The 25,882-nt window shown below is 47.5% G+C and carries 21 protein-coding genes; 20 read left to right on the top strand and 1 reads right to left on the bottom strand.

The annotated features are described in order from the left end of the window. The first annotated feature begins 8 nt into the window (after positions 1-8). The 7 genes from ACH97_RS18900 to ACH97_RS18870 all read left to right on the top strand — a co-directional run bounded on the left by ACH97_RS18900 (position 9) and on the right by ACH97_RS18870 (position 10,887). Complete coding sequence (locus ACH97_RS18900) at positions 9-3,812, top strand: non-ribosomal peptide synthetase (protein ID WP_048350229.1); 3,804 nt, start codon at positions 9-11, stop codon at positions 3,810-3,812. Positions 3,813-4,049: 237 nt separating this feature from the next. Further along, complete coding sequence (locus tag ACH97_RS18895; protein WP_048350228.1) at positions 4,050-5,390, top strand: acetyl-CoA carboxylase biotin carboxylase subunit; 1,341 nt, start codon at positions 4,050-4,052, stop codon at positions 5,388-5,390. 17 nt (positions 5,391-5,407) lie between these two features. Next, entirely contained in the window at positions 5,408-5,620 is a 213-nt protein-coding gene (locus ACH97_RS18890) for an acetyl-CoA carboxylase biotin carboxyl carrier protein subunit (RefSeq protein ID WP_003182452.1), read from the top strand. A 17-nt stretch (positions 5,621-5,637) separates the two neighbouring features. Then, complete coding sequence (locus ACH97_RS18885) at positions 5,638-6,549, top strand: hydroxymethylglutaryl-CoA lyase (RefSeq protein ID WP_020451696.1); 912 nt, start codon at positions 5,638-5,640, stop codon at positions 6,547-6,549. A gap of 21 nt (positions 6,550-6,570) precedes the next feature. After that, positions 6,571-7,353, top strand: a complete 783-nt coding sequence (locus ACH97_RS18880) for an enoyl-CoA hydratase (protein ID WP_020451695.1) — start codon at positions 6,571-6,573, stop codon at positions 7,351-7,353. A gap of 20 nt (positions 7,354-7,373) precedes the next feature. Then, complete coding sequence (locus ACH97_RS18875; RefSeq protein WP_020451694.1) at positions 7,374-8,903, top strand: acyl-CoA carboxylase subunit beta; 1,530 nt, start codon at positions 7,374-7,376, stop codon at positions 8,901-8,903. Between the two features lie 31 nt (positions 8,904-8,934). Further along, complete coding sequence (locus tag ACH97_RS18870; protein ID WP_020451693.1) at positions 8,935-10,887, top strand: AMP-binding protein; 1,953 nt, start codon at positions 8,935-8,937, stop codon at positions 10,885-10,887. Positions 10,888-10,957: 70 nt separating this feature from the next. Here ACH97_RS18870 and ACH97_RS18865 read toward each other — a convergent pair whose 3' ends face one another. After that, a complete protein-coding gene (locus tag ACH97_RS18865) occupies positions 10,958-11,182 on the bottom strand; it encodes a hypothetical protein (RefSeq protein WP_048350227.1) in 225 nt (74 codons plus the stop codon). A gap of 93 nt (positions 11,183-11,275) precedes the next feature. On the opposite strand from ACH97_RS18865, the gene ACH97_RS18860 reads away from it, so the two are divergent. The 13 genes from ACH97_RS18860 to ACH97_RS18795 all read left to right on the top strand — a co-directional run bounded on the left by ACH97_RS18860 (position 11,276) and on the right by ACH97_RS18795 (position 25,748). Then, entirely contained in the window at positions 11,276-11,506 is a 231-nt protein-coding gene (locus ACH97_RS18860; RefSeq protein ID WP_020451691.1) for an excisionase family DNA-binding protein, read from the top strand. Between the two features lie 398 nt (positions 11,507-11,904). Beyond that, positions 11,905-12,339: a helical membrane plugin domain-containing protein gene (locus tag ACH97_RS18850; protein WP_020451689.1), complete on the top strand. Its 435-nt coding sequence runs from the start codon at positions 11,905-11,907 to the stop codon at positions 12,337-12,339. A gap of 36 nt (positions 12,340-12,375) precedes the next feature. Then, positions 12,376-13,554: an NAD(P)/FAD-dependent oxidoreductase gene (locus ACH97_RS18845; protein ID WP_020451688.1), complete on the top strand. Its 1,179-nt coding sequence runs from the start codon at positions 12,376-12,378 to the stop codon at positions 13,552-13,554. A 186-nt stretch (positions 13,555-13,740) separates the two neighbouring features. Then, positions 13,741-14,346, top strand: coding sequence for a TetR/AcrR family transcriptional regulator (locus ACH97_RS18840; RefSeq protein WP_020451687.1), 606 nt, complete (start codon positions 13,741-13,743; stop codon positions 14,344-14,346). After that, positions 14,339-15,193: an ABC transporter ATP-binding protein gene (locus ACH97_RS18835; protein WP_020451686.1), complete on the top strand. Its 855-nt coding sequence runs from the start codon at positions 14,339-14,341 to the stop codon at positions 15,191-15,193. The genes ACH97_RS18840 and ACH97_RS18835 overlap by 8 nt, the downstream gene beginning before the upstream one ends. Continuing rightward, entirely contained in the window at positions 15,190-15,900 is a 711-nt protein-coding gene (locus ACH97_RS18830) for a fluoroquinolone export ABC transporter permease subunit (RefSeq protein ID WP_020451685.1), read from the top strand. Before ACH97_RS18835 ends, ACH97_RS18830 begins: the two co-directional genes overlap by 4 nt. Continuing rightward, positions 15,897-16,613 (top strand): ABC transporter permease, encoded by a 717-nt coding sequence (locus ACH97_RS18825; RefSeq protein WP_041817215.1) that lies wholly within the window; start codon positions 15,897-15,899, stop codon positions 16,611-16,613. Before ACH97_RS18830 ends, ACH97_RS18825 begins: the two co-directional genes overlap by 4 nt. A 63-nt stretch (positions 16,614-16,676) precedes the next feature. Continuing rightward, the gene (gene dacB / locus ACH97_RS18820; RefSeq protein WP_041817214.1) at positions 16,677-18,149 is read left to right on the top strand and encodes a D-alanyl-D-alanine carboxypeptidase/D-alanyl-D-alanine endopeptidase; all 1,473 of its coding nucleotides are present in this window, start codon (positions 16,677-16,679) and stop codon (positions 18,147-18,149) included. A gap of 136 nt (positions 18,150-18,285) precedes the next feature. After that, positions 18,286-19,785 carry a glycosyltransferase family 4 protein gene (locus ACH97_RS18815; protein ID WP_020451684.1) on the top strand — a complete coding sequence of 500 codons (1,500 nt, stop codon included), beginning with the start codon at positions 18,286-18,288 and terminating at the stop codon, positions 19,783-19,785. A gap of 275 nt (positions 19,786-20,060) precedes the next feature. Continuing rightward, a complete protein-coding gene (gene pflB / locus ACH97_RS18810) occupies positions 20,061-22,286 on the top strand; it encodes a formate C-acetyltransferase (protein ID WP_020451683.1) in 2,226 nt (741 codons plus the stop codon). Between the two features lie 60 nt (positions 22,287-22,346). Then, complete coding sequence (gene pflA / locus ACH97_RS18805; RefSeq protein ID WP_020451682.1) at positions 22,347-23,105, top strand: pyruvate formate-lyase-activating protein; 759 nt, start codon at positions 22,347-22,349, stop codon at positions 23,103-23,105. A gap of 155 nt (positions 23,106-23,260) precedes the next feature. Further along, the gene (locus ACH97_RS18800) at positions 23,261-24,463 is read left to right on the top strand and encodes a DHH family phosphoesterase (RefSeq protein ID WP_020451681.1); all 1,203 of its coding nucleotides are present in this window, start codon (positions 23,261-23,263) and stop codon (positions 24,461-24,463) included. Positions 24,464-24,554: 91 nt separating this feature from the next. Next, on the top strand, positions 24,555-25,748 hold the full coding sequence (locus ACH97_RS18795; RefSeq protein WP_373370882.1) for a glycoside hydrolase family 10-like protein: 1,194 nt from the start codon (positions 24,555-24,557) through the stop codon (positions 25,746-25,748). Positions 25,749-25,882 lie beyond the last annotated feature (134 nt).

Here is a 25,882-nt window from a genome sequence, read left to right as displayed (position 1 = left end):
GGGAAACAATGGATCATACACAAAAAATCCAAAACATTTATCCTTTAAGCCACATGCAGGAAGGAATGCTTTTTCATTCTTTCCTGCAAGACGAAGGAACCGCATATATTGAACAGTCCGTCTTCACAATAAGGGGTCAGCTCCATTTAGACTGGTTTCAACAAAGTGTCCAATCGATCATTGACCGCCACGATATTTTCAGAACGGTTTTTTTGCCTCATGTTGCCGGGCTGAAAGAACCGCGCCAGGTCGTTTTACGCGATCGATCCTTTCAGTTGCATGCTGAAGACTTGACCGAAATGCCGGAGACCGATCAAACCGCATATATCAGCCAGTTTAAAGAGCGGGATCGGCAGAAAGGCTTCAATCTGCAAAAAGATATGCTGATGCGTATTTCTCTGTTCAAAACGGCGCCGGAACAACACGTATGTGTATGGAGCCATCACCACATTTTAATGGACGGCTGGTGTCTCGGGATCGTACTCCAAGAATTTATGCAGTTGTACGAAGCCATCTATACGGGTGAATCTGTGCCTTTAGATCCTGTTCAGCCATACAGCGCATATATTTCCTGGTTGTATGATCAGGACAAAGACAAAGCCAAGGAATATTGGAAGAACTACTTGACAGACTTCAATGCGCCAACAGGTCTTCCGAAAGTGTCTGCAAAACCTGCTGAAAAGGGATATCGGCAGAAAGAGCTGATGTTTTCATTAGACCGAAAGTTGACAGCCAGACTCAAAACAATCGCCAAACAACATGGAGCCACACTCGCCACTCTCATACAAACCGTGTGGGGCTTAATGCTTCAGCGCTATAACCGGACAGATGATGTCGTGTTCGGCTCTGTCGTTTCCGGCCGTCCTTCCGTGATTCCGGGCGTTGAGAAGATCATCGGTTTATTTATCAATACTGTGCCGGTGCGAATCAAGACCGAGAGCGAAAATGAAACCTTTTCAGAGCTGCTTCGCCGCTCCCAAAAAGAAAGGCTCGCTCAAGACATGTTCAACTTTTATCCATTGGCTGACATTCAGTCGCAAATCACTTTCAAACAGCATGCGATTGACCATATTTTCGTTTTTGAAAACTACCCTTTGCAGCAAATGCAAGACTCGGCAAACCGCGCCGAATCACCGCTCCAGATCGAAAATGTAAAAGTGTCGGAGCAATCAGGCTACAACTTCAACCTCATGATTGCCCCGGATGATGAACTTGTCATCAAGTTCATCTACAATGCAAACGTTTATGATGAATCATGGATTGACTGTGTGAGGGGCCACCTGCTGGAAGCCTTGCGAAGAGTGGCGGAGGACACCGATATCCCCGCCTCCAGGCTGCCGATGATCGCGCCTGACGAAAAAGCCCGGATCATCGGGGCATTCAACGATACAAAAACAGATTACGATACGAACAAAACAATCACTGACTTGTTTTCCAATCAAGTAGAGAAAACGCCGGATCATATCGCACTACATGCCGGCGGCTTGACGATGACATACCGGGAGCTGGATCAAACATCCACTGCGTGGGCCCGCATCTTCCAAGAACAAGGCTTAAAGAAAAACGGAATTGCCGGCATTTTAGCAGAGCATTCACCTGAATTCATCATCGGAGTTCTTGCCGTTTTGAAAGCGGGCGGCGCCTATCTCCCGCTCGATGCCGAACTGCCGCCTGAACGGATCAGCTGCATGCTGAAAGAAAGCGGGGCGGACGTATTGGCCGTTCAGAAAGGACTCAAGACGGACATTGATTTTCCGAAAAAAGTGTTGATATCCAAGGAAGCGCAATTGGCACCTGTCAGCGCTATCAACATAAATACGCGTCCGGATGATCTGGCTTATATCATGTATACATCAGGTTCGACAGGCAAACCAAAGGGCGTAATGATTTCGCACCGCAATGTCGTATCACTGATCTCAAACAGCAATTACACATCAGCCGATACAAATGACCGATTGATCTTAACCGGTTCACTCGGCTTTGACGCCATCACATTTGAAATATTCGGAGCGCTCCTGAAAGGAGCATCTCTTCATGTTATTGACCGCTCGACGATGTTGACTCCTGCCCGTTTTGGCAGCTATTTGCTTCGCCATGATATCACAGTGCTGTTTTTAACAACGGCTCTCTTTAACCAGCTGGCACAAGCCCAGCCGGACATGTTTTCAGGGCTCTCCACTTTATATGTCGGCGGGGAAGCTTTGACGCCTGCACTGATGAATACGGTCAGACATCGGTGCCCAAACCTGAAGCTTTATAACATATATGGTCCGACGGAAAATACAACATTCTCTACATTTTATGAAGTCAAGCAAGATTTTTCACAAGCGATTCCCATCGGAAAACCGATCAGCAATTCAAATGCCTTTATTGTTGACGAGAGCGGTCAGCTCGCGCCGATCGGCGTTCCCGGCGAACTTTGCGTCGGCGGCGATGGGGTTGCAAAAGGATATTTGCACAGACCTGATTTGACGGGTGAAGCATTTGTAGAGCATCCGTTTCAACCAGGGGAAAAAATGTACAAAACCGGCGATCTGGCGCGCTGGCTGCCAGACGGCAACTTAGAATATATCAGCCGGATGGACCGGCAAATCAAAATTCGCGGCAAACGAACTGAACCGGCTGAAATAGAAGCGCGGCTCATCGAGATTGAAGGCGTTCAAGAAGCCGCTGTCATCATTGAAGAAAAAAACGAAGAAGCATTCCTTATCGCATATTATGTAAGCGATGATCAAACAGAGGAAAAAACGATCCGTTCATTACTATCAAGGCAGCTTCCCGACTATATGATTCCTCATGATTGGGTTAAACTGGACCGCATGCCTCTTTCGGCAAACGGCAAAATCGACCGCCGCGCGCTGCCTGCACCTGATCAAAAAACGGCTTTGAAACAGATTGTGCCGCCAAGAAACTGGGTCGAAAAAGAACTGATTGACATATGGAGACCTATCCTTGGCGTGAAGGAGCTCGGTATTGAAGATGACTTTTTCGAACTTGGCGGTCATTCGCTAAAGGCTCTTCAAGTCATTCACCAGCTGAAAAACAGCCAGGGGATCGATATTCCGATTGAATTATTATTCGAGAATCCAACAATCGAACAATTGGCCGAAAAGCTGTTTTCACATGAGCTGCGCGCCTCGGCCGTACAGCATGTCAGCAGACTGAATCCGCCGACCGGAGTGAACCTTTTCTGCTTTCCTCCCATTTCGGGCTTCGGGATATTTTATAAAGATCTCGCTGCTAAGCTAAACGGCAAAGCGACTGTGTACGGATTTAACTTTATTGAAGAAGACAGCCGTATGGAACAATACGTGAACAACATCATCCAAAAACAGCCTCGGGGTCCTTATATCCTGCTGGGATATTCAGCGGGAGGCAACACGGCATTTGAGACTGTCAAAGAAATGGAAAACCGTGGTTTGGAGGTCAGCGATCTCATTATTGTCGATGCATATCAAAAGAAACAAGCATTGCCGCCACAGCCAAGCAGCACCTCAGCAGAACATGTTCCCGCTCACCTCAGGGAAGCAGTCATCAAAAAGACGGCAAACTATCAAAAATATTGGGCACAATTAATCAATGGCGGCCAAATCAACGCAAACATCCACTTTATTGAAGCCGGCATTCAGACGGATCAAATTGACAGATTCATATTGCAAAAATGGGCCGACGCCACAACAAGAAACTATCAAGAGTATAAAGGAGCCGGGCCGCATCAGGATATGTTCGAAACTGCCTTTCTGTCAAAAAACGCCGAGATCATTCAACATATCCTCACAAACAGCGGCAAACATGCAGAGCATTCTCGGTAAAAGCCGTCCAAACACCACAGGCCCGAACCAAAACATTGAGAGTTCTAAAGCGATTTCTTAAGCTTTAGGACTTTTTTCTTTCAAATCATCATAAGCTGTAAAGAACAGACAAGACCCGTCTGAACCTATGGCAGGAAACAGGATAAGCTACTTCACTTTCGAATTCGCACAATAAATAAATGAAGGCGCTTTCAAATTCTATTTCAGACACTTTTGAATATGAAAGGGGGCATTTTTTTGTTTCAAAAATTGCTTATCGCCAATCGTGGCGAAATCGCACTTCGGATCATCCGAACTTGTAAACGGCTCGGTATTCAGACAGCTGCCGTCTACTCTGAAGCGGATGCTGAGTCCCTGCACGTTAAAGCTGCAGATGAAGCCTGGCTGATCGGCAAACCGCGGGTCAGTGAAAGCTATTTAAATATCGAAAAAATCATCGAAACCGCTAAAAAAGCGGGGGTCTGTGCCATCCACCCGGGATACGGCCTGCTTTCCGAGAACAGCCGTTTTGCCGAAAGATGCCTGCAGGAAAATATCACGTTTATCGGTCCGCCGTCCGATGTGATCGCCAAAATGGGGAGCAAAATTGAAGCAAGGCTAGCGATGGAACAAGCCGGGATTCCCGTCGTTCCCGGCGTGACAAAAAGCTTGGCCGGTCTGAATGAAGCCAAGGCTCTTGCCGAATCCATCGGCTATCCCATGATGCTCAAGGCTTCTTTTGGAGGCGGAGGCATCGGAATGCAGCTGATTCGCAATGAAGGCGAATTAGCAAAAGCATATGAAGGCAGCCAAAAACGAGCCGCCGATTTTTTCGGAGACGGGGCTATGTACATCGAGAAATATATCGAAGATGCAAGACATATCGAGATTCAGATTTTAACAGACGAATACGGAAATGCCGTTTATCTTTGGGAACGGGACTGTTCGATTCAGAGACGCCAGCAAAAAATCATCGAAGAAGCACCTGCTCCGTTATTCGATGAAAACATGCGCGCGAAGCTCGGTGAAGCGGCCGTGAAAGCCGCGCTGTCGATCGGCTATGCCAACGCCGGGACAATCGAGTTTTTAGTAGACAGCAAGAATCATTTTTATTTTCTCGAGATGAATACCCGCCTGCAGGTCGAACACCCGGTGACAGAGGAAATTACAGGGCTCGACATTGTCGAAGAACAGCTCAATATCGCAGCAGGCAAAGCGCTTCCGTATAAGCAGAAAGACATTCGGCGTGACGGACATGCGATCGAAGTCAGAATCTGTGCCGAAGATCCGAAAACATTTTTCCCTTCGCCGGGACGGATCACTGACCTTAAGCTGCCTGAGCACCCGAATGTCCGTCATGAATGCGCAGCAGCCCCAGGTATGAACATCACACCGTATTACGACCCGATGATCGCCAAAATGATCGTCAAAGGAAATAGCAGAGATGAAGCCATCCGCACATTGGCCGAAGCGCTCTCACAATATCAAGTGAAAGGCATTAAGACAAATATTCCGTTGCTTGAAGACATCGTACGTTCTGACGAATTCCGAAAAGGCGGGGTCCAAACCGATTTTATCAGTCGTTATCAGTCAAAATGAAATTAAGGAGGCGTGCCATGAATACTGTTGTCACCAATATGGCGGGAAACGTGTGGAAAATATTAGTGAAAGCAGGAGACAAAATCGAAAAAGGGCAGGAAGTCGCCATTTTAGAATCGATGAAAATGGAGATTCCGATTGTCGCCGAAACGGCCGGCACCGTCAAAACCGTCAGAAAAAACGAAGGTGATTTTGCCGATGAAGGAGATGTCTTATTGGAGCTTCAATAAGGTCTGGAGGATGGCAAATGAATGTACCGAAGAAAATTTTCATTAAAGAAGTCGGGCCGCGCGACGGTCTGCAAAATGAAGAAACCGCACTCTCGACAGCCGATAAAATAACCTGGATCGACATGCTTTCCCAAACAGGGCTTTCATATATCGAAATCACTTCATTCGTTCATCCTAAATGGATTCCTGCACTGTCTGATGCCCTTGACGTCGCCAAAGGCATTAACCGGAAGCCGGGCGTCACCTACGCAGCCCTCATTCCGAACCGAAAAGGGCTGGAACGGGCTCTCGAAGGAGGGATCGATGAAGCTTCTGTTTTTATGTCGGCAAGCGAGACACACAACCGGAAAAATATTAACAAATCGATCGGCGAAACGCTTCCAGTCTTGCAGGAAGTCACCGGGACAGCCAAACAAGCAGGCCTCACCACCAGAGCCTACCTGTCCACCGTATTTGGCTGTCCTTATGAACATCATGTGCCATTAGAACAAATCATACGCCTCTGTGATGCGTTGTTCGACATGGGCATCGACGAACTTTCTCTCGGAGATACAATCGGCGCAGCGAATCCCGTGCAAGTTCAAAAGGTGCTTGACGTACTTTTAAAACGCTTTCCGAAAGAGAGTTTCGCCCTTCATTTTCATGATACGAGAGGGATGGCGCTCGCCAACATGATCACAGCGATGGATATGGGAATCACCGTATTTGACGCATCATGCGGCGGGCTGGGCGGCTGTCCTTATGCCCCTGGAGCCACGGGAAATGCGGCAACTGATGATTTGATTTACATGTGCGCCCAGATGGGCATCGAAACCGGAGTTGATCTCAGCAAGCTGCTTTCAGCTGCCAAATGGATCGAAGACAAAACCGGGAGAGAGCTACCAAGCCGAAATTTGCAGGCGGCGAAATCAAAGAATTGCTTTTCATAGATTGAGGAGGAGGAAGACCGAATGGAGCCCAATGTTCTTTATTCCATAAACGAGCAGGCGGTCGCCGTGTTAACGTTGAACAGACCGCAAGCTGCAAATGCCCTCTCGCTCGGACTTCTCGACGACCTTCAGCATATCCTTCGCGATATCCGTTCAAACCCGGCCGTCCGCTGTGTCATTATAACGGGAGTAGGGAACAGGACGTTTTGTGCAGGTGCCGATTTAAAGGAAAGAGCCCGCATGAGCCCCACAGAAGCGAAGCAGGCCGTTTCCATGATTCAACAAGTGGTCAGCCAGACGGAAAAACTGCCGCAGCCCGTCATCGCTTCATTAAACGGAAGCGCTTTGGGAGGGGGGCTGGAGCTTGCATTGGCGTGCGACATCAGGATCGCAGCCGAACATATTGAACTCGGCCTCCCCGAAACAACGCTCGCGATCATTCCCGGGGCAGGGGGAACACAGCGGCTGCCCCGCTTGATCGGCAGGGGAAAGGCAAAAGAAATGATCTATACCGGCTGCCGCATCAGCGCCGAAGAAGCGCAAAAGATCAGCCTAGTTGAACATGTCGTTCCGCTTCAAAAGTTAAAGGAAACAACCGAAAATATCGCAGCGAACATTGCGGCGAACGGACCGGTTGCCGTCAGACAGGCGAAGTTCGCTATCAATCAAGGGCTTGAGACAGATATCGAAACTGGACTCGCGATAGAACAAAAAGCCTACGAGCTGACGATTCCGACGAAAGACAGAACAGAAGGGCTGAAAGCTTTTACAGAAAAGCGGAAGCCGTATTATACGGGAGAATAAAACGAACGGGGGGACAGCCGATGCCGGCCGAAAAGGAATTGTATGAACGCATTCGCCGGATTCAGGAAGGCGGAGCGCAAAAATACCATGAAGCTAATGAGAAAAAAGGAAAATTATTTGTCAGAGACCGATTAAAGCTGCTGCTTGACGAAGGCCTCGACCTTGAGGACGCTTTTTTTGCCAATTGCATGGCAGACGGGCTTCCGGCAGACGGAGTCGTCACGGGAATCGGAAAAATCGGCGGCCGAACCGTTTGCGTCATGGCTAATGATTCAACGGTGAAAGCAGGATCATGGGGAGCGAGAACCGTCGAAAAAATCATCCGCATCCAGGAAACAGCCGAAAAGCTGAATTGTCCGCTTCTTTATTTGGTCGATTCAGCAGGCGCAAGGATTACGGATCAAGTTGACATGTTTCCGGGGCGAAGAGGAGCAGGGCGGATTTTTTATCAGCAAGTCAAATTATCCGGGCGCATCCCGCAAATCTGTCTTTTGTTCGGTCCTTCAGCGGCAGGCGGCGCCTACATACCGGCTTTTTGCGATATCGTTATCATGGTCGAAGGTAACGCCTCGATGTATTTAGGCTCGCCGCGCATGGCGGAAATGGTGATCGGCGAAAAAGTGTCGCTTGAAGAAATGGGCGGAGCGCGAATGCACTGTTCTGTTTCAGGCTGCGGAGACATTCTTGCCGAAACGGAAGAAGATGCGATCAAGTCGGCGCGCCGGTATCTTTCCTACTTTCCGCCGAATTACACCGAAAAAGCGCCTGTCATTGAAGCAAAACCCGCTCTTCCGTTTGACCGGCCGTTGGAGGAGATCATTCCGAAAAACCAAAACGCACCGTTTCAAATGATGGATTTAATCGACCGGATCATTGATGAAGCGTCTTTTTATGAGATCAAAAAATTGTTCGCGCCAGAGCTGATTACCGGTTTGGCGAGGATTCACGGGCAGCCTGTCGGCATCATCGCCAATCAGCCGCGGGTCAAAGGCGGTGTGTTGTTTCACGATTCGGCAGACAAAGCCGCAAAGTTTATCAATTTGTGCGATGCCTATCATATCCCGCTGCTGTTTCTGGCTGATATCCCCGGCTTTATGATCGGAACAAAAGTCGAGAGGGCGGGTATTATCAGACACGGAGCGAAAATGATCTCAGCGATGGCCGAAGCAACCGTGCCGAAAATATCCGTCATCGTCAGGAAAGCTTATGGCGCAGGCTTGTATGCGATGGCGGGACCGGCCTTTGAGCCTGACTGCTGTCTGGCGCTGCCTACGGCTCAGATTGCTGTGATGGGTCCGGAAGCAGCGGTAAATGCCGTTTATGCCAAAAAAATCGCACAATTGCCTGAAGAAGAGCGGTCCGCCTTCATTGCCGAAAAACGGGAAGAGTACCAAAAAGACATAGACATTTACCGGCTTGCTTCAGAAATGATTGTCGACGGGGTCATTCCGGCCGATTCGCTTCGTACGGAACTCATCAAACGGCTGAATGCATATATGACCAAATACATGATATTTACGGAACGGAAGCATCCTGTTTATCCCGTCTAAAGGCCAATGAAACGAAAAGGGGGGAAACGGTATGGCCGAAAAAGCGGTTTGGCAGCCTGATCCGGAATTTGTAAAAGCGACCCGGCTGTTTCAATGGATGACAGCTCTCGGTTTTTCCGACTATGATGATTTTTTGAAAGCAAGTACAGACGATATCGCCTGGTTCTGGGAAGAGGCCGAAAAAGCGCTCGGCATCAGCTGGTACAAGCGGTACAGCCAAACATTGAATCTCGATAAAGGCATAAAATGGCCGAAATGGTTTTCCGGCGGACGCTTAAATGCCGTTTGCAGCGCCGTGGAAAAATGGTCCCGACAGCCTGATGCGGCCGAGAGGACAGCCCTCATCTGGGAAAGTGAAGACGGAAAAACAGAACGGATCACCTATTCTTCTTTACATCAAAAAGTCGCCCGTGCGGCAGCAGGCTTTAAAAAACAAGGCATATCAAAAGGGGATGTCATTGCGATTTACATGCCGATGATCCCGCAAACGGTCATCGCCATGCTTGCCGCCGCTAAAATCGGCGCGGTATTCTCCCCGGTTTTTTCAGGCTACGGGGCCCATGCGGCAGCCGCGAGACTCAGCGCTGCCGGAGCAAAAATTCTTGTCACGGCAGATGCCTTTTTGCGAAGGGGAAAGAAGGTCTGTATGAAGAAAGAAGCTGACAAAGCAGCAGACCGCGCCCCCACTGTCCAAAAAGTTGTCGTCTGCCGGCTTCACGATGGCGAACAAGATTGGAATCATAAGAGAGATATAGACTGGAATGAATTGATGAAAAGCGATCCTCTCCAGATGACAGAAGAAATGGACAGTTCAGATCCGCTCATGCTGCTTTACACATCAGGCACGACAGGACAGCCGAAGGGAGCGGTTCATACCCACGCCGGTTTTCCGCTGAAAGCTGCATTTGATGCGGGCTTCGGGATGGATGTCAAACAAGGGGACACGTTTTTCTGGTTTACAGACATGGGCTGGATGATGGGACCGTTTTTAATATTCGGGGGACTCATAAACGGAGCGGCAGTTTTGCTGTATGACGGAGCACCGGATTTCCCGGCCCCGAGTCGGCTGTGGGAGCTTGTCAGCAGACACCAGGTGTCGCATCTCGGCGTCTCTCCGACGCTCATTCGCTCACTGATGCAGCACGGCGAAAATTTTCTTCTTCAATGCGACCTGAGCAGTCTGAAGGCAATCGGCTCAACGGGAGAACCTTGGAATTATGAACCGTGGATATGGCTGTTCCGCCATGCTGGAAAAGAGCGGATTCCTATTTTTAATTATTCAGGAGGAACGGAAATTTCAGGCGGCATTTTGGGCAATGTGCTCCTGCGGCCGATCACGCCGATGACGTTTAATTCGCCTCTGCCTGGCATGGCGGCCAATGTCTTCAACGAAAAAGGGGAGGAAGTCGTCAATGAAGTCGGGGAGCTTGTCCTGACAAAGCCGTGGGTCGGCATGACGAATGGTTTTTGGAAGGAGCCGTCCAGATATGAAAAAGCATATTGGAGCCGCTGGACTGACGTCTGGGTGCACGGCGATTGGGCAAAACGTGATGAAAACGGCTACTGGACGATCAGCGGACGTTCTGATGATGTGATCAATACTGCTGGGAAAAGGATCGGGCCCGCCGAAATAGAGTCCGTACTGGTCGGCCATCCAGCGGTGGCGGAAGCAGGCGTTATCGGCGTTCCGGATCAGCTCAAAGGTCAGGCTGCCGTCTGCTTTGTCGTCCTCACACAGTCGGAAAAGCCGTCGGAAAAACTAAAAGATGATTTGCTGAACCTCGCCTCTGACGCGATCGGTAAAGCGATCAAGCCAAAAGCGGTTTACTTTGTCAGCGGTCTGCCGAAGACGAGAAATGCAAAAGTGATGAGACGGCTGATCAGAGCTGCCTATTTGAACGAGCCGGCAGGCGATTTGTCAACATTGGAAAATCGTCAAACATACGATGAAATTGCCGGCCTTTCAGCGCAAAAAAATCTGTAGTATACTGGATAAGGCTTGCAGACAAAGAAGAAGGACACGTCCTTCCTCTTTTTATTTTAAGACCAAAAACTCACATTCTGACGATAACCGAACCTCCGCCGGCCGCGCAGACGCGGTTTTGCTGCTCTTCAATTGAACGCAGCAGCTGATTGTTGCATTCCATGAGTTTGATCAGCAATTTCATTTGATCTTCGAGATTTTTCAGCCTTTGATTCATCTGCTGAGAAGATTGGCCGGTGTGCATGTGCGGGGCTGAAGGCGGATAAGACGTTTCAGAATTCCATTTTGAATACATAGAAATAGGCCTCCATCATCTAAACTGATATATCTTATCGTATGATCCTAAAATCGCAACGTTCGCCTAAATCAAAACGAGAGGAACTAAAACATGTACTTGACGATAAAGGAAACCGCAGAATATTTAACGCTTTCAGAAGCATATGTTGAACAGCTTGTGAGAGAAAAGAAAATTCGCACCGTCTTCGACGGACAGCAGCATTTAATCAACAAAGATCAATTCAATACCCATATGGAACAGATGGAAAAGTATAAAGAGTGGGCGGAATCCGTTCTGAACGAACCCATCCCCGAAGATCCGGATGTTAAAGATGAAGATTAACCGAGATAACGATAATTTCATTATGTAAACTAGGTGCGTTTCTGGGAAATATTCGCACGACTCTATCATGACGTGTGAATGGGACGTTTCGTAAAAAAAGACACAATATAGGAAATGAAAGGGATGAAAGAAGCCCTATATATAAAGTTTTCTATGATTTTATTTCATTTCCGAAACAATCACGTTCATTTTTTGTTCAAAAAGTGTTATCATTTAGTAGTAAAAAATACAGCGTGTTTTGAGATTGCGGGTTTTCGGGAATTCCAGACTGAAAACAGCAAAACAAACACAAAAGGGGAGAACCTTTTTGCGGACTTGTTTGTGCACAAATTCACAAACTGTGAAAAAGGGGTTCCTTCAAAAAACAGCACATCGCTTATTGAAAAGGAGAATTGGTTATGCCGGAAACAATCGATCAAACAGCTGATCAAACAAACGAATCTGTAAGCCAAAGCCAACGCGATCTTATCGATCAACTGCTAAAACCTGAAGTACAGGAGTCTTTGACTGTTTTAGTCGACCAGCTTCCAAAGCTGACAGAACTGGTCAACATTTTGACAAAGTCTTACGATTTCGCACAATCCGTTGCAACTGATGAAGTATTAAAAAATGATACGGTCGGTGCCATCACAGAAATTCTTGAGCCTGTCAAAGATACGGCAAAAGAAATCGCGGCTACCGCCATTGAAGCAAAAGACCGCGCTGACGAAAGCAATGAAGTCATCGGACTTTTCGGTTTGCTGAAAATGCTTAAAGATCCGCAGGCCCAAAAGATGTTCCGCTTTGTTCAAAGCTACCTGCAAATCATGTCAGAACGCGAAAAACAAAAATAATCACTATACATTCAGAATAAGGACGGAGGATTCACGATGTCAAAACATATCGTCATTTTAGGCGCTGGTTACGGCGGATTACTGTCTGCTTTAACAGTTCGCAAACACTACACAAAAGAAGAAGCAAAAATCACAGTGGTTAACCAATACCCGACACATCAAATCATCACAGAACTGCATCGCCTTGCTGCGGGCAACGTGTCAGAACAGGCCATTGCGATGCCGCTTGCAAAGCTTTTCAAAGGAAAAGACATCGATCTTAAAATCGCCAAAGTCAACTCGTTCTCAGTTGACAAAAAAGAAGTCGCTCTTTCTGACGGCTCTACCCTGACGTATGACGCGCTTGTCGTCGGTCTTGGTTCTGTCACTGCTTACTTCGGCATTCCTGGCCTTCAAGAAAACAGCATGGTGCTCAAATCTGCAAACGATGCAAACAAGATCTTCAAGCATGTTGAAGAGCGCGTGCGCGAATACGCTAAAACGAAAAACGAAGCGGATGCTACGATCCTAATCGGCGGCGGCGGACTAACAGGCGTCGAGCTTGTCGGTGAACTCGCCGATATCATGCCGAACCTTGCGAGAAGCTATGGTGTCGATCCGAAAGAAATCAAGCTGAAGCTTGTTGAAGCCGGTCCGAAAATCCTGCCGGTTCTTCCGGATGAGCTGATCGAACGTGCGACAAAGAGCCTTGAAAAACGCGGCGTTGAATTCTTGACAGGACTGCCTGTCACAAATGTAGAAGGAAACGTTGTTGATTTGAAAGACGGGCAAAAAATCGTCACAAATACATTTGTCTGGACCGGCGGTGTTCAAGGCAATCCGCTGATCGGCGAGTCAGGTCTTGAAGTGAACCGCGGACGCGCAACTGTAAACGATTTCCTTCAATCCACATCACATGAAGACGTATTTGTTGCAGGAGACAGCGCCGTTGTCTTCGGTCCGGATGGCCGTCCGTACCCTCCGACAGCTCAAATCGCTTGGCAAATGGGCGAGCTGATCGGCTACAACCTGTATGCATACTTAGAAAACAAATCAATGGAAACGTTCAGCCCTGTCAACTCAGGCACGCTTGCAAGCCTTGGCCGCAAAGATGCAGTTGCCGTTATCGGCGCGAACAGTACATCTCTTAAAGGCCTGCCTGCTTCATTGATGAAAGAAGCGAGCAACGTCCGTTATCTGACTCATATTAAAGGTCTGTTCAGCCTTGCTTATTAATGGAAATGAAGCGCTACTTATAGTTTAAACTATAAGTGGTGCTTTTTTTTGCTTTAAATTTGACGGGCAAATGAAAATATTGTGGTAAATTTGAACCAAAATGCATTGACAAAAAGACGGTCTCATCGCATTATATGAATATAAAATAAAAATATTCATATGTTTATAAATCAAGGAGAGACTGACATGCCAAAATTTACCGAAAAAGAAAAGGAAGCGATACGCTCAGCTTTAGTGCAAAGCGGAAGAGAGCTTTTTGCGCAGCTTGGATTGAAAAAAACGAGCGTTGGTGAGCTAACAGCCTCGGCCGGAATTGCCCAAGGCTCATTTTATACATTTTTCGACTCGAAAGAGGAGCTTTATTTTGAGATTTTGCAGCAGGAAGAAAGTAAGATCCGCGCCCAGCTTGAGGCATCATTTTCTGAAAGCGGGGAAACATTTGCACAGTTTTTGCGTGAAGCATTGGCGGTGATGGAAGATAACCCGTACATTCGCCAAGTTTACGATGACAACTTACTCGAGACACTCTTCCGCAAACTCCCCGAAGAAAAGCTGCAGGCGCATTTCGACAGCGATGAAGATTTTTTCAAGCCTTTAATTGAAATGGGCCAGGAAAAAGGTTGGCTTGTCAGAAAAAAACCGGAGACGATCGTCAGTGTGATTCGCGCCATTGTTCTTTTATCCTTTCAAAAATCAAATATTGGGGAAGACCGCTATGACGAAACGATGGATTTGCTTATCGAATTGATCGGACAGGGGCTTTCGGCCAAGGAGGATGCATCCCATGATTGAAGTCAGCGGGCTTCGCTTCACATACCCCGGACAAAAAACGCCCGTATTGAAAGGAATCGACTTTTCGATTCAAAAGGGTGAAATTTTTGGATTTCTCGGCCCGTCCGGTGCTGGAAAAAGCACGATTCAAAAAATATTAATCGGTATTTTAAAGCAATATGAAGGCCGGGTTTCTGTGATGGGGAAAGAATTGAGTCAAGCCGACAGCTCCTTTTATGAGAAAATCGGCGTCGCCTTTGAATTTCCGAATTTCTATCAACGATTAACGGCACTGGAAAACTTAAATTTGTTCCGTTCCTTGTATGCATCTGAAACCGAGGAGCCGGAAACGCTGCTCGCTTTAACGGGTCTTGAAGAGTACGGCCGGACAAAGGTATCCGCTTACTCAAAAGGCATGAAAATGAGGCTGAATTTTTTGAGAGCCCTGATCAATCAGCCTGATCTTTTATTTCTAGACGAACCGACCTCGGGGCTCGATCCCGTGCATGCCAAAAAATTAAAACAGCTTATCCTGAACAAAAAGGCGGAAGGGAAGACGATCCTGATCACAACGCACCACATGCAAACAGCTGAAGAAATCTGCGACCGCGTAGCTTTCATCGTTGACGGCAGGGTGGCTTTGATTGATTCTCCAAGCGCCTTGAAAGTGCAAAAAGGAAAAAGGCACGTAAAAGTGGAGTACCGCAGCCGCAGGCAGCTGGAAACTGCTCAATTCGACCTTGATCAGATCGGCAGCAGCCCGGAATTTTTGAACTTGATCAAGGACCACCCTGTGGAAACCATTCATTCCCAAGAAGCATCGCTTGAAGACATCTTTATCGATGTGACGGGGAGGCGTTTAAGTTGAGGATCTTATCAGCGATTTCCCATGATATCAAACTTCAGTTCAAGCACGGTTTTTATTATGCCTATTTGCTGATCAGCGCGGTGTATATCGCTGTGTTGCAGTTTCTTCCAGCTGATTACAGGGAGGCGGCCAACATTGCCTTGACGTTTTCAGACCCGAGCTTCCTAGGGTTTTTCTTCATCGGGGGTCTTGTTTTACTGGAGAAAGGGCAAAACATCCATGACAGCCTGTTTGTAACGCCGCTAAGTGCGAGTGAGTATATTCTTTCCAAAACGGCGTCTTTATCCGTTTTGTCTTTCGGATCGAGCATTTTCATCCACAGCAGTGTGTTTGGCTATGGAACAAATTCCGGTTTGTTCGCTTGCGGCGTGCTGTGCACTTCATTTTTCTTCACGATGATCGGCTTAGGTTTGGCGGTGCGGTGTGAAACCTTAAACGGATTTTTCTTTTTGTCTTCTTTGAGCACCTTTGTGTTCGTTCTGCCTTTGTTTGAAACAGCGGGCATTTGGAGCAGCCCGCTGTTTTACGCTCTGCCGTCAAAGGCCTCATTAATGCTGTTAGGTTCCGCCTTTACCGGCCTTCAGCAGTGGGAGCTCGTCTACGCGATTTCCACTCTCTTGTTGTGGAACGGAGCCGTGTATTTCTGGGCGAGGCATTCACTTCAAACGTTCATCACATTAAAGCTTGGCGGAGGTGATACACGATGATGAAAATCATTCAGCTGATACGCGGAGATATGAAACAGATCAAACGTGATTCAATGCTTGCTTTTTACGGTCTGGCGCCTTTTCTGCTCATCATCGTGACAGCCGCTGGCATTCCTTTGTCAGCGGAACTGGCGGCATTCAATATCACCCCATACCGTCATTTGATCATGAGCTTTGCCATGCTTTTCATCCCCCTGATTCTCGGTATCATGTCGGGGTTTATCCTGCTTGATGAGCGCGACGAAAATATGATTCAGTATTTTGCCGTGACGCCCTTGTCGAAGCGCGGATATGTCTTGATACGCCTCATCCTGCCAATGGCGCTGACTTTTTGCTACAGCATTTTGCTGTTTGCATCCGGCGGTTTAATGGCGCCCGGCTCTGTGTACCTTTTGTTCATCCTGATCATGGTCACGCTTGAAGCCCCGATTTACACGCTGCTTTTAGCCGCTTACGCTTCGAACAAAGTGGAAGGGCTCGCTTTAATGAAAGGGTTCAGCCTGCTCACTTTCATGCCGGCCGCGGTTTATTTTATTCCTTTGCCGTGGCAGCTTTTCGGCGTTTTCACGCCGACCTACTGGACAGCGAAAACGTACTTGGCAGGAACTTCTCATAAAGGGCTTGTTTTCGTTTTCGGGTTCATCGGAGTTGTGCTGCATGTAATGATACTGCTGCTTTTATGCCGGAGGTTTTTGGTGAAAACCGACCAATAGGAGTATATCCCGCCGCGTTTTGCAATAAAGTATTAAAACCATCAGCGGGAGGCGGGATATTCTATGAAGAAAAATATGAAGCTTTGTCTGTGTATGATGATGATCTTTGTATTGACGTTGGCCGGCAGCATAGACGGCTTGGCCGCCGGGGAAAAAGGCGCCGGGCTCAAAGAGCAAATCGATCAGCTGTTAAAGACCGAGCCTGATTTAAAAGGAGCGCTCGCAGGCATCAGCGTCAGGTCCGCGGAAAGCGGGAAAATGATATACGGCCATATGAGCGATACACGGATGAGACCGGCGTCCAATCTGAAGCTTTTAACGGCAGCAGCTGCCTTTTCCGTCCTGGGTGAGGACTATACCTTTCCCACAGAGGTGATGACAGACGGCGCACGATCTGCGAGCACACTCAAAGGCAGCCTTTATCTAAAAGGAAAAGGCGATCCGACGCTTTTGAAAGCCGATTTTCAGCAAATGGCCAAGGCACTCCGAAAACAAGGGATCACTGTCATCCGGGGAGACTTGGTCGGCGATGATTCCTGGTATGATGAGGTCCGCTACTCTCCAGACCTTTCCTGGAGCGATGAAGACGCATACTACGGAGCGCAGATCTCAGCTCTAACAGCTTCGCCAAACGAAGACTATGATGCCGGAACAGTCATCATCGACGTGAATCCTGACGGCAAAACCGGGAAAAAACCCGTTGTATCGCTTACTCCGCAAACTAATCATGTCAAAATCGAAAACGGTGCCAAGACCGTTGCTGCAGACGGAAAAAAAGATATCACGATTAAAAGGGAACACGGCGGAAATACCATCCAAATCAAAGGGACGATTCCACAAGGCGCTTCAAGGGTCAGACAATGGGTTGCGGTTTGGGAGTCGTCAGAATATGCACTCGATTTATTTAAACAGGCTTTACAGCAACAAGGCATTCGAATCCTGGGAGAGACTAAAACCGGCAAAGCGCCAAAAAAAGCGCGCCGCATCACCGCACATCAATCCATGCCGCTTTCAGAGCTGATGATCCCCTTTATGAAGCTCAGCAACAACGGCCATGGCGAAACACTGATCAAGGAAATGGGAAAAGCCGCGAGCCGTGAAGGAAGCTGGGATCAAGGTCTGGAAGTGTTGAATAAAGAACTGCAGGGATTTGGAATGGACACAGAGAAGATCGTTCTCAGAGACGGCTCAGGCATCTCGCATATCAATTTGATTTCTGCCGACCAGATCACAAAGCTATTGTATTCCGTTCAAGAAGAGAAATGGTTTCCGTCGTTTGCCCGTTCACTCCCGGTTGCGGGGGAAAGCGACAGAATGGTCGGCGGCACATTAAGAAACCGGCTGAAAGACCCGGCTCTTAAAGGCAAAGTCAGAGCGAAAACAGGCTCTCTTTCAACCGTCAGTACCTTATCGGGCTATATCGATACTGCAAGCGGCGAGACATTGATTTTCTCCATTCTTCTCAATCAGCTCGTGGATGATGAAAAAGGAAAGGATATTGAAGATAAAATCGTTCAAATATTAGCTTCTTCATGACAGCTCCCATTGCTTAAGGCAATGGGTTTTCTTTATTGAAAAGGCTTTCCATTCACTTCGTACTTTTTTCAGCTGAGGCCATATAATGCTAAGAGATTTCATTTCAATAAGTTTAACAGCAGGCAGGGGGAAATATATGAACATTTTGCTGGCTTATTATCGTTACTCTCCACATACAAACGGCCCGTCTACCTATATTGATATCCTTAGTAAAAGCTTGGAAGGAGAAGGGCATTCTGTCGATTTAATGTCGCACGATACCCGATGGCTCAACATTCAGGTCGCCGATCAGCAGCCGGCCGATAAACACCGGTTAAAATATGAGCTGATTCACCGTCTTCAAACAGCTTATACCGAAAAATATCCCCTGTGGATATATTGGCGTGAAATGGAGCGCTACAGTTTGGAACAAGCTGTTAAACAGTTTGATCTTAAGAAGTATGATTTGATCCACTGCCACGATTTTATGACGGCAAGAGCACTGGCCCGTTCCAAACCTCAGCACACGCCTTTAATCGTGTCCCTCCATAACTTTAAATATCATGAAGCAAAGATTACCGGGGAATATAACGAGAAAAGCGGCCAGGAACAGCAATACATGAAAATCGAAGAATGTTTGGGCGCAATGTCCGGAGACGTTGTGGCCGTTCCGTGCGAATGGCTGAAACACGAGCTGATTCAAATTGGTGTGACGCCTTCGAACATCCGAGTCATCCCGTATGGAATTGTAAAAACACCCTTTATCGAAAAGAAAAATAATTTCCGCAAAAGCCTCCCGCATCAAGGAAAAAAGATCATTCTCTGTCCGGCGCGGCTCGTTCCGGTGAAAGGACACCGCTATTTGATCGAAGCGCTTTATAAACTGCGGTGCGAAAGGGATGATTTTCACTGCCTTCTCGCAGGCGAGGGTCCGGAGCTCGAAACTCTGCAAAGCCTGTCCGAAAAGCTCGGTATCGCGTCGGCGGTCTCTTTTCTCGGAAAGCGAAAAGATATACCCGACTTAATGAATATTAGTGATGTCATTGTTTTGCCGTCGCTTCACGATACATTTCCGCTCGTCATCCTGGAAGGGCAGTTCTCCGCAAAACCTGTGCTGGCGGCAAACGTAGGCGGGGTAAAAGAAATCATTGATGACGGTGCGAACGGATTGCTTGTTCCCCCGGCAGACAGCGAAGCGCTTACTGAAAAGCTGCGCCTGTTGCTCGACGATGACAAAACTCGGCAAAAATTGGGGCGCCAAGCGTATCAAAAAGCTATGAAACATTGGGATATCAGCTTTCACATGAGGTCGATCGAAAACCTGTATCAAACATTCGAGACACAAAAAAGAGCAGTGCGGTCCTGCAAAAATCATCGAAAAGAGCAGGGGCTTGACCTGGAAATCCTCGAACAAATCGGTGAAAAGAAAACGTCAGAAGCGGAGTACACGATTGCCGGGGAAATCCCGGAACATCTCAAAAGCCAACTTAAAAAAGAGGACCATTACATTCATGTTTATGATTTGTCAGGCGTTTTACTGCAGACAAAAGCGGTCGATTCGAAAGGGTGCTATGAATTTCACCAGCTCCCCCGAGGCAGCTATGTCTTGAAAAGCACTATCGAAGCATTCGGCAATCAGTTCGTATCCCTCGACTGATGATAAATACTTCTGCGCAAGCCGGCTGTTTAGCCGGTTTTTTATATAACAGTTTTCGTTTTATTTGACTTTATTATAATACAGATTCAAATAAGAAAATTGCTTCAAACAACATCCTATATTAGGAAAAACGCGATGTTCAAAGAACTTTCTTAAATTTGTTAACTATTTCACAAAATATGTGATTTTTATCACATTCAAAACTGTTATATTAAACATAAGATATAAATGCAACAACTGTTATATCATTTCAACTTGAAAAGAGGGGGATTTAAATGGAACAATGGAAAGGTTTCACCACAAACGTTTGGCAAAAAGAAGTCAATGTCCGCGATTTTATTCTCTCGAACTTTGAGCCATATCAAGGTGACGAATCGTTTCTCGAACCTCCGACGGAAGCTACATCGGCATTATGGGATCATGTAATGGACTTGACAAAAAAAGAGCGTGAAAACGGAGGCGTCCTCGATATGGATACAGAGATCGTCTCAACGATTACCTCGCACGGTCCCGGCTATTTGGACAAAGACTTGGAAAAAGTCGTCGGCGTTCAAACCGATGAGCCGTTTAAACGGTCGCTTCAGCCTTTCGGCGGCATTCGCATGGCGAAACAAGCATGTGAATCCTATGGTTTTGAATTGAATGAAGAAGTGGAAAGAATCTTTACCGATTACCGCAAAACCCATAACCAAGGCGTGTTTGACGCGTATACGGACGAAATGAAACTCGCCCGAAAGGTCGGAATCATTACCGGACTGCCTGATGCTTACGGGCGCGGGCGCATCATCGGCGATTACCGGAGAGTGGCGCTTTACGGCGTGGACTTCCTGATCGATGAAAAGAAAAAAGATGCGGCCGGCACCTCTCGCGTGATGTCTGAAGAAAACATCCGCCTGCGTGAAGAATTGTCAGAACAAATCCGGGCATTGAATGAACTTAAAGCACTTGCAGCAAGTTATGGCTTTGACATTTCCGAGCCTGCGGCGAATGCAAGAGAAGCATTTCAATGGCTGTATTTTGCCTATTTGGCTGCCATTAAAGAGCAAAATGGAGCAGCAATGAGCCTTGGCCGCGTGTCCACGTTCCTTGATATATACATCGAAAGAGATTTGAAAACGGGCGCATTAACAGAACAGGAGGCCCAAGAGCTTGTCGACCATTTTGTCATGAAGCTGCGCTTGGTCAAATTTGCACGCACACCTGACTACAATGAGCTGTTCAGCGGCGATCCGACGTGGGTGACAGAATCAATCGGCGGAATAGCGCACGACGGACGCGCACTCGTCACGAAAAACTCGTTCCGTTTCCTGCATACGCTTGACAATTTAGGTCCGGCGCCGGAACCAAATTTAACCGTCCTTTGGTCTGTCAGGCTGCCGCAAAAGTTTAAAAACTACTGTGCCAAAATGTCGATTAAAACGAGCTCGATTCAATACGAAAATGACGATATCATGCGTCCTGAATACGGGGATGACTACGGCATCGCCTGCTGTGTATCGGCAATGGCAATCGGCAAACAAATGCAGTTCTTCGGAGCACGCGCCAACTTGGCGAAAGCGCTTTTATATGCGATTAATGGCGGAAAAGACGAAAAGCATAAAATGCAAGTCGGTCCGGAAATGCCTCCGGTTGCTTCCGATGTGCTGGACTATGACGAGGTCATGCATAAATTCGATCAGACGATGGAATGGCTTGCAGGCTTGTACATCAATACGCTCAATGTCATTCACTACATGCATGATAAATATTGCTATGAAAGAATTGAAATGGCGCTACACGACACGGACATTTTGCGGACGATGGCCACCGGGATCGCCGGCTTGAGCGTTGTGGCCGATTCGTTAAGCGCTATCAAATATGCCAAAGTCAATGTTGTCCGCGATGAAAACGGCATTGCCGTCGATTTTGAAACAGAAGGCGACTTTCCTAAGTACGGAAATAATGATGACCGCGTCGACGCGATCGCCGTTGACATTGTCAAGCGCTTTATGAAAAAACTGCGCAAGCACCAGACATATCGCCAGTCTGTTCATACCATGTCAATTTTAACGATCACGTCAAACGTCGTTTACGGCAAGAAAACCGGAAATACGCCGGATGGACGCCGGGCGGGAGAACCGTTTGCTCCAGGCGCGAATCCGATGCACGGCCGCGATACTAAAGGAACGCTTGCATCGCTGTCTTCAGTGGCAAAGCTGCCTTACAGCTATGCGCTCGACGGCATATCCAACACCTTTTCGATCGTCCCGAAAGCGCTTGGCAAAGACGAAGAGAGCCGCGCCGTCAATTTATCAAGCATCCTTGACGGTTACGCCGCAAAAACAGGGCATCACTTAAATGTAAACGTATTTAACAGAGAAACATTGCTCGACGCCATGGAACATCCGGAGGAATATCCGCAGTTAACGATTCGCGTCTCAGGCTATGCGGTCAACTTTATTAAGCTGACGAAAGAACAGCAGCTAGACGTTATCAGCCGTACCTTCCATGAATCGATGTAACGAGCATAAAGCGGAGCGCGGCCGAGGCGCTCCGCCCCATAAAAAGAGGTGATCTTCATCATGGATGGAAATATTCATTCGATCGAAACATTCGGCACCGTTGACGGTCCGGGCATCAGATATGTCGTCTTCACACAAGGCTGCCTGATGCGCTGTCAATTTTGCCATAATGCTGATACATGGGAAATCGGAACCGGAAAACAAATGACGGTTTCCGAAATCGTTCAGGATGTCCAGCAATATCTCCCGTTTATTCAATCATCAGGCGGAGGCATCACCGTTAGCGGAGGCGAGCCGCTTTTACAACTGCCATTTTTAATCGAGCTGTTCAAAGCCTGTAAAAGCCATGGCATACACACGGCGCTCGATTCGTCCGGCGGATGCTATTCGGCGGCGCCGGCATTTCAAGAGCAGATCAAAGAGCTGATCCAGTATACAGACCTTGTTTTGCTTGATCTCAAGCATATCAACAGGAAAAAACATATCAACCTGACAGGAATGCCGAATGACCACATATTGGATTTTGCCCGGTTTCTCGCTGATCATCAAGTCCCCGTCTGGATCCGCCATGTACTGGTTCCGGGGATCTCTGATATCGATGACGATTTAGCAGCCCTCGGCACGTTTATCTGCACGCTGGGGAACGTTCAGAAGGTGGAGGTTCTTCCTTATCACAAACTCGGCGTCTACAAGTGGGAAGCGCTTGGCCTGGATTATCCATTAAAAGGGGTTGAACCGCCAAGTGCCGCCAGGGCCGAAAACGCATACAGACTACTCACCGCCCACTTGCAAGGGGGAGCCATGCTGCAAGAAACATAAACCCTTTTAACCGGACAGACTTTTTCCAACAAAAAGCTGTCCTTTTTGTCTTACCGCACAACCGTATAAAAAATCCCTTTTTTTACAATAGTAAGATGAGAAAGATGCGCCTGCTGCGGCAGGCCGACAATAAAACAGCAAGGTGGGCGGGAAGCATGTATCATTTGTATTCTCACAACGACTTGGACGGAGTCGGCTGCGGAATTCTCGCAAAGGTGGCCTTTGGCGAACGGGTCGAGGTCCGCTACAATTCGGTCACCGGACTTGATATGCAAGTCGGACGTTTTTTGGAACGGACAAAAGGAAAAGAAAAACAGCATGAAGGCCTGTTTATTACGGACTTGTCTGTTCATCAAGAAAATGAAGAAAGGCTGGACCAATATGCTGAAGCGGGCGGAAAGGTCAAACTCATCGACCACCACAAAACTGCGCTTCATTTGAATGAACGCTCTTGGGGCATGGTAAAAGTTCAATATGAGGACGGCAGGCTCGCTTCAGCGACTTCTCTTTTTTATGAATACTTAATAGACAACGGCTATATTCAAGAGACAAAAGCGATGGATCAGTTCGTCGAACTCGTACGCCTCTATGATACATGGGAATGGGAACAGACGGACGCGCTCGAAGCAAAGCGCCTGAATGACCTGTTTTTTATGGTCTCCATTGACGAATTTGAGGAAAAAATGGTCCGGCGCCTTACAGAAAGCGACGCGTTTTCATTTGATGAATTCGAAGAAAAAATCTTGGATATGGAAGAAGAAAAAATTGAACGGTATATCCGCAGGAAACGGCGGGAAATCGTTCAGACCTTCATCAATGCACACTGCGTCGGCATCGTGCATGCGGAATCCTATCATTCCGAAGTAGGGAACGAACTCGGAAAAACGTATCCGCACCTTGACTATATCGCCATCTTAAATATGGGCGGCAAAAAAGTGAGCCTTCGCACCATCCATGATGAAACAGATGTATCAGAAATCGCCGGCACGTTCGGCGGAGGCGGCCATGCCAAGGCAGCGGGGTGCCCGCTGACAGATGAAGCATTCAAGCTGTATGTGACTGAACCGTTTCCGCTGGAGCCCTTGAGAGCGGATGCCTTTAAAAACGTCTATAATGTAAAAGAGTCGGACAACGGCAGCCTTTATATCAACAGGGACGAAGACCAGTTTTTTCTCTTTCCTGGAGAACACGGCTGGAACATTCAATTAAACGGCGTGACTCAGCATGAGACATTTACTTCATTCGAAGAGGCAGAACGGTTTATTAAAAGAAATTATGCTGCATGGCTCGCAAGGGATGAAGCATTTGTCCAATATTTGATGCAGCAGGTGAAACAGGCAATCCAAACGACAGGCTAAAGACTTCGACAGTCTTGGCCTGTTTTTTCATATACAAAAAAGAACAGCCGGCATATAATAACAGAAAGTTCCGATTTTTCCAAAAGGGGAGATGTTCATGAAAGAAAAGAACACAAGCTGCGAAACAAAAGAATTTCGGGCCGTGTGGATCGCCACCGTCACAAACATTGACTGGCCTTCGAAAAAAGGGCTGACAATCGAAGAGCAAAAAACAGAATATGTGAAGCTTTTGGATGCTGTGACAGCCATGGGGATGAACGCAGTTGTCGTTCAAATTAAGCCGGCGGCGGATGCGTTTTACCCTTCCGCATACGGGCCGTGGTCGGAATACTTAACAGGCGTTCAAGGAAAAGACCCCGGCTACGATCCGCTGTCATTTTTGCTCGAAGAAACCCACCGGAGAAAGCTTGAATTTCATGCATGGTTCAACCCTTATCGGATCACGATGAATCATACGGATTTGAACAGGCTCTCACAGGATCACCCGGCTAGAATGCACCCCGATTGGGTCGTTGCCTACGGCAGACAGCTGTATTACAATCCCGGCATTCCTGAGGCACAGGAATTCATTGTCCAAGGCATAACAGAGGTCGTCAAGAATTACCAAGTCGACGCCGTTCATATGGATGACTATTTTTATCCGTATAAAATTGCGGGCGTCGAATTTCCCGACTTGAGCACGTATGAACAATATGGAAAGGACCGTTTTTCAAATATTGAAGATTGGCGGAGGGACAACGTCAACCAGCTTGTCAAACAGATCAACGCCGCCGTCAAAAAAGAAAGAGCATCGGTCAAATTTGGAATCAGCCCCTTTGGTGTATGGCGCAATATAGCAGATGATCCGACGGGATCGAATACAGCCGCCGGAATGACAAACTATGACGACCTTTATGCTGACACGAGGGAATGGATCAGGCAGGGATACATCGATTACATCGCCCCGCAAATCTACTGGAGCATCGGCTTTGCCCCGGCTTCCTACGACATTTTAGTAGACTGGTGGAAAAATGAAGTCAGCCAACGCCCCGTTCATTTATACATCGGACAAGCAGCCTATAAAATCAATCAAAACTCAGATCCTGCCTGGTCAGACCCTGAAGAATATCCGCGACAGATCGCCTTAAACCGCGACTCAATGGTGATGGGAAGCATCCATTTCAGCCTGAAAGATTTAAACCGGAACCCGCTCGGCATAAAAGACAGGCTGATCCAGGACTTGTACAAAAAACCGGCAGCTATTCCCGGTATGCCTTGGCTTGACAGCGTAAACAGCAAACAGTGAAAACTGATATTTTAGTGATACGGCCGCCGGTAACAGTACCAATCCATTTTGACAATGTTCAAAATGGATTTTTTGTGTTAAAAATCGCATGAATAGAGCACCTTAATAGATAAAAACAAGGAAAGAAAGGTTTA

Source organism: Bacillus paralicheniformis (assembly GCF_001042485.2).
Taxonomy (GTDB): Bacteria; Bacillota; Bacilli; order Bacillales; family Bacillaceae; genus Bacillus; species Bacillus paralicheniformis.
Note: the sequence above shows the minus strand (reverse complement) of the source record. Positions and strands in the feature narration are given on the sequence as shown.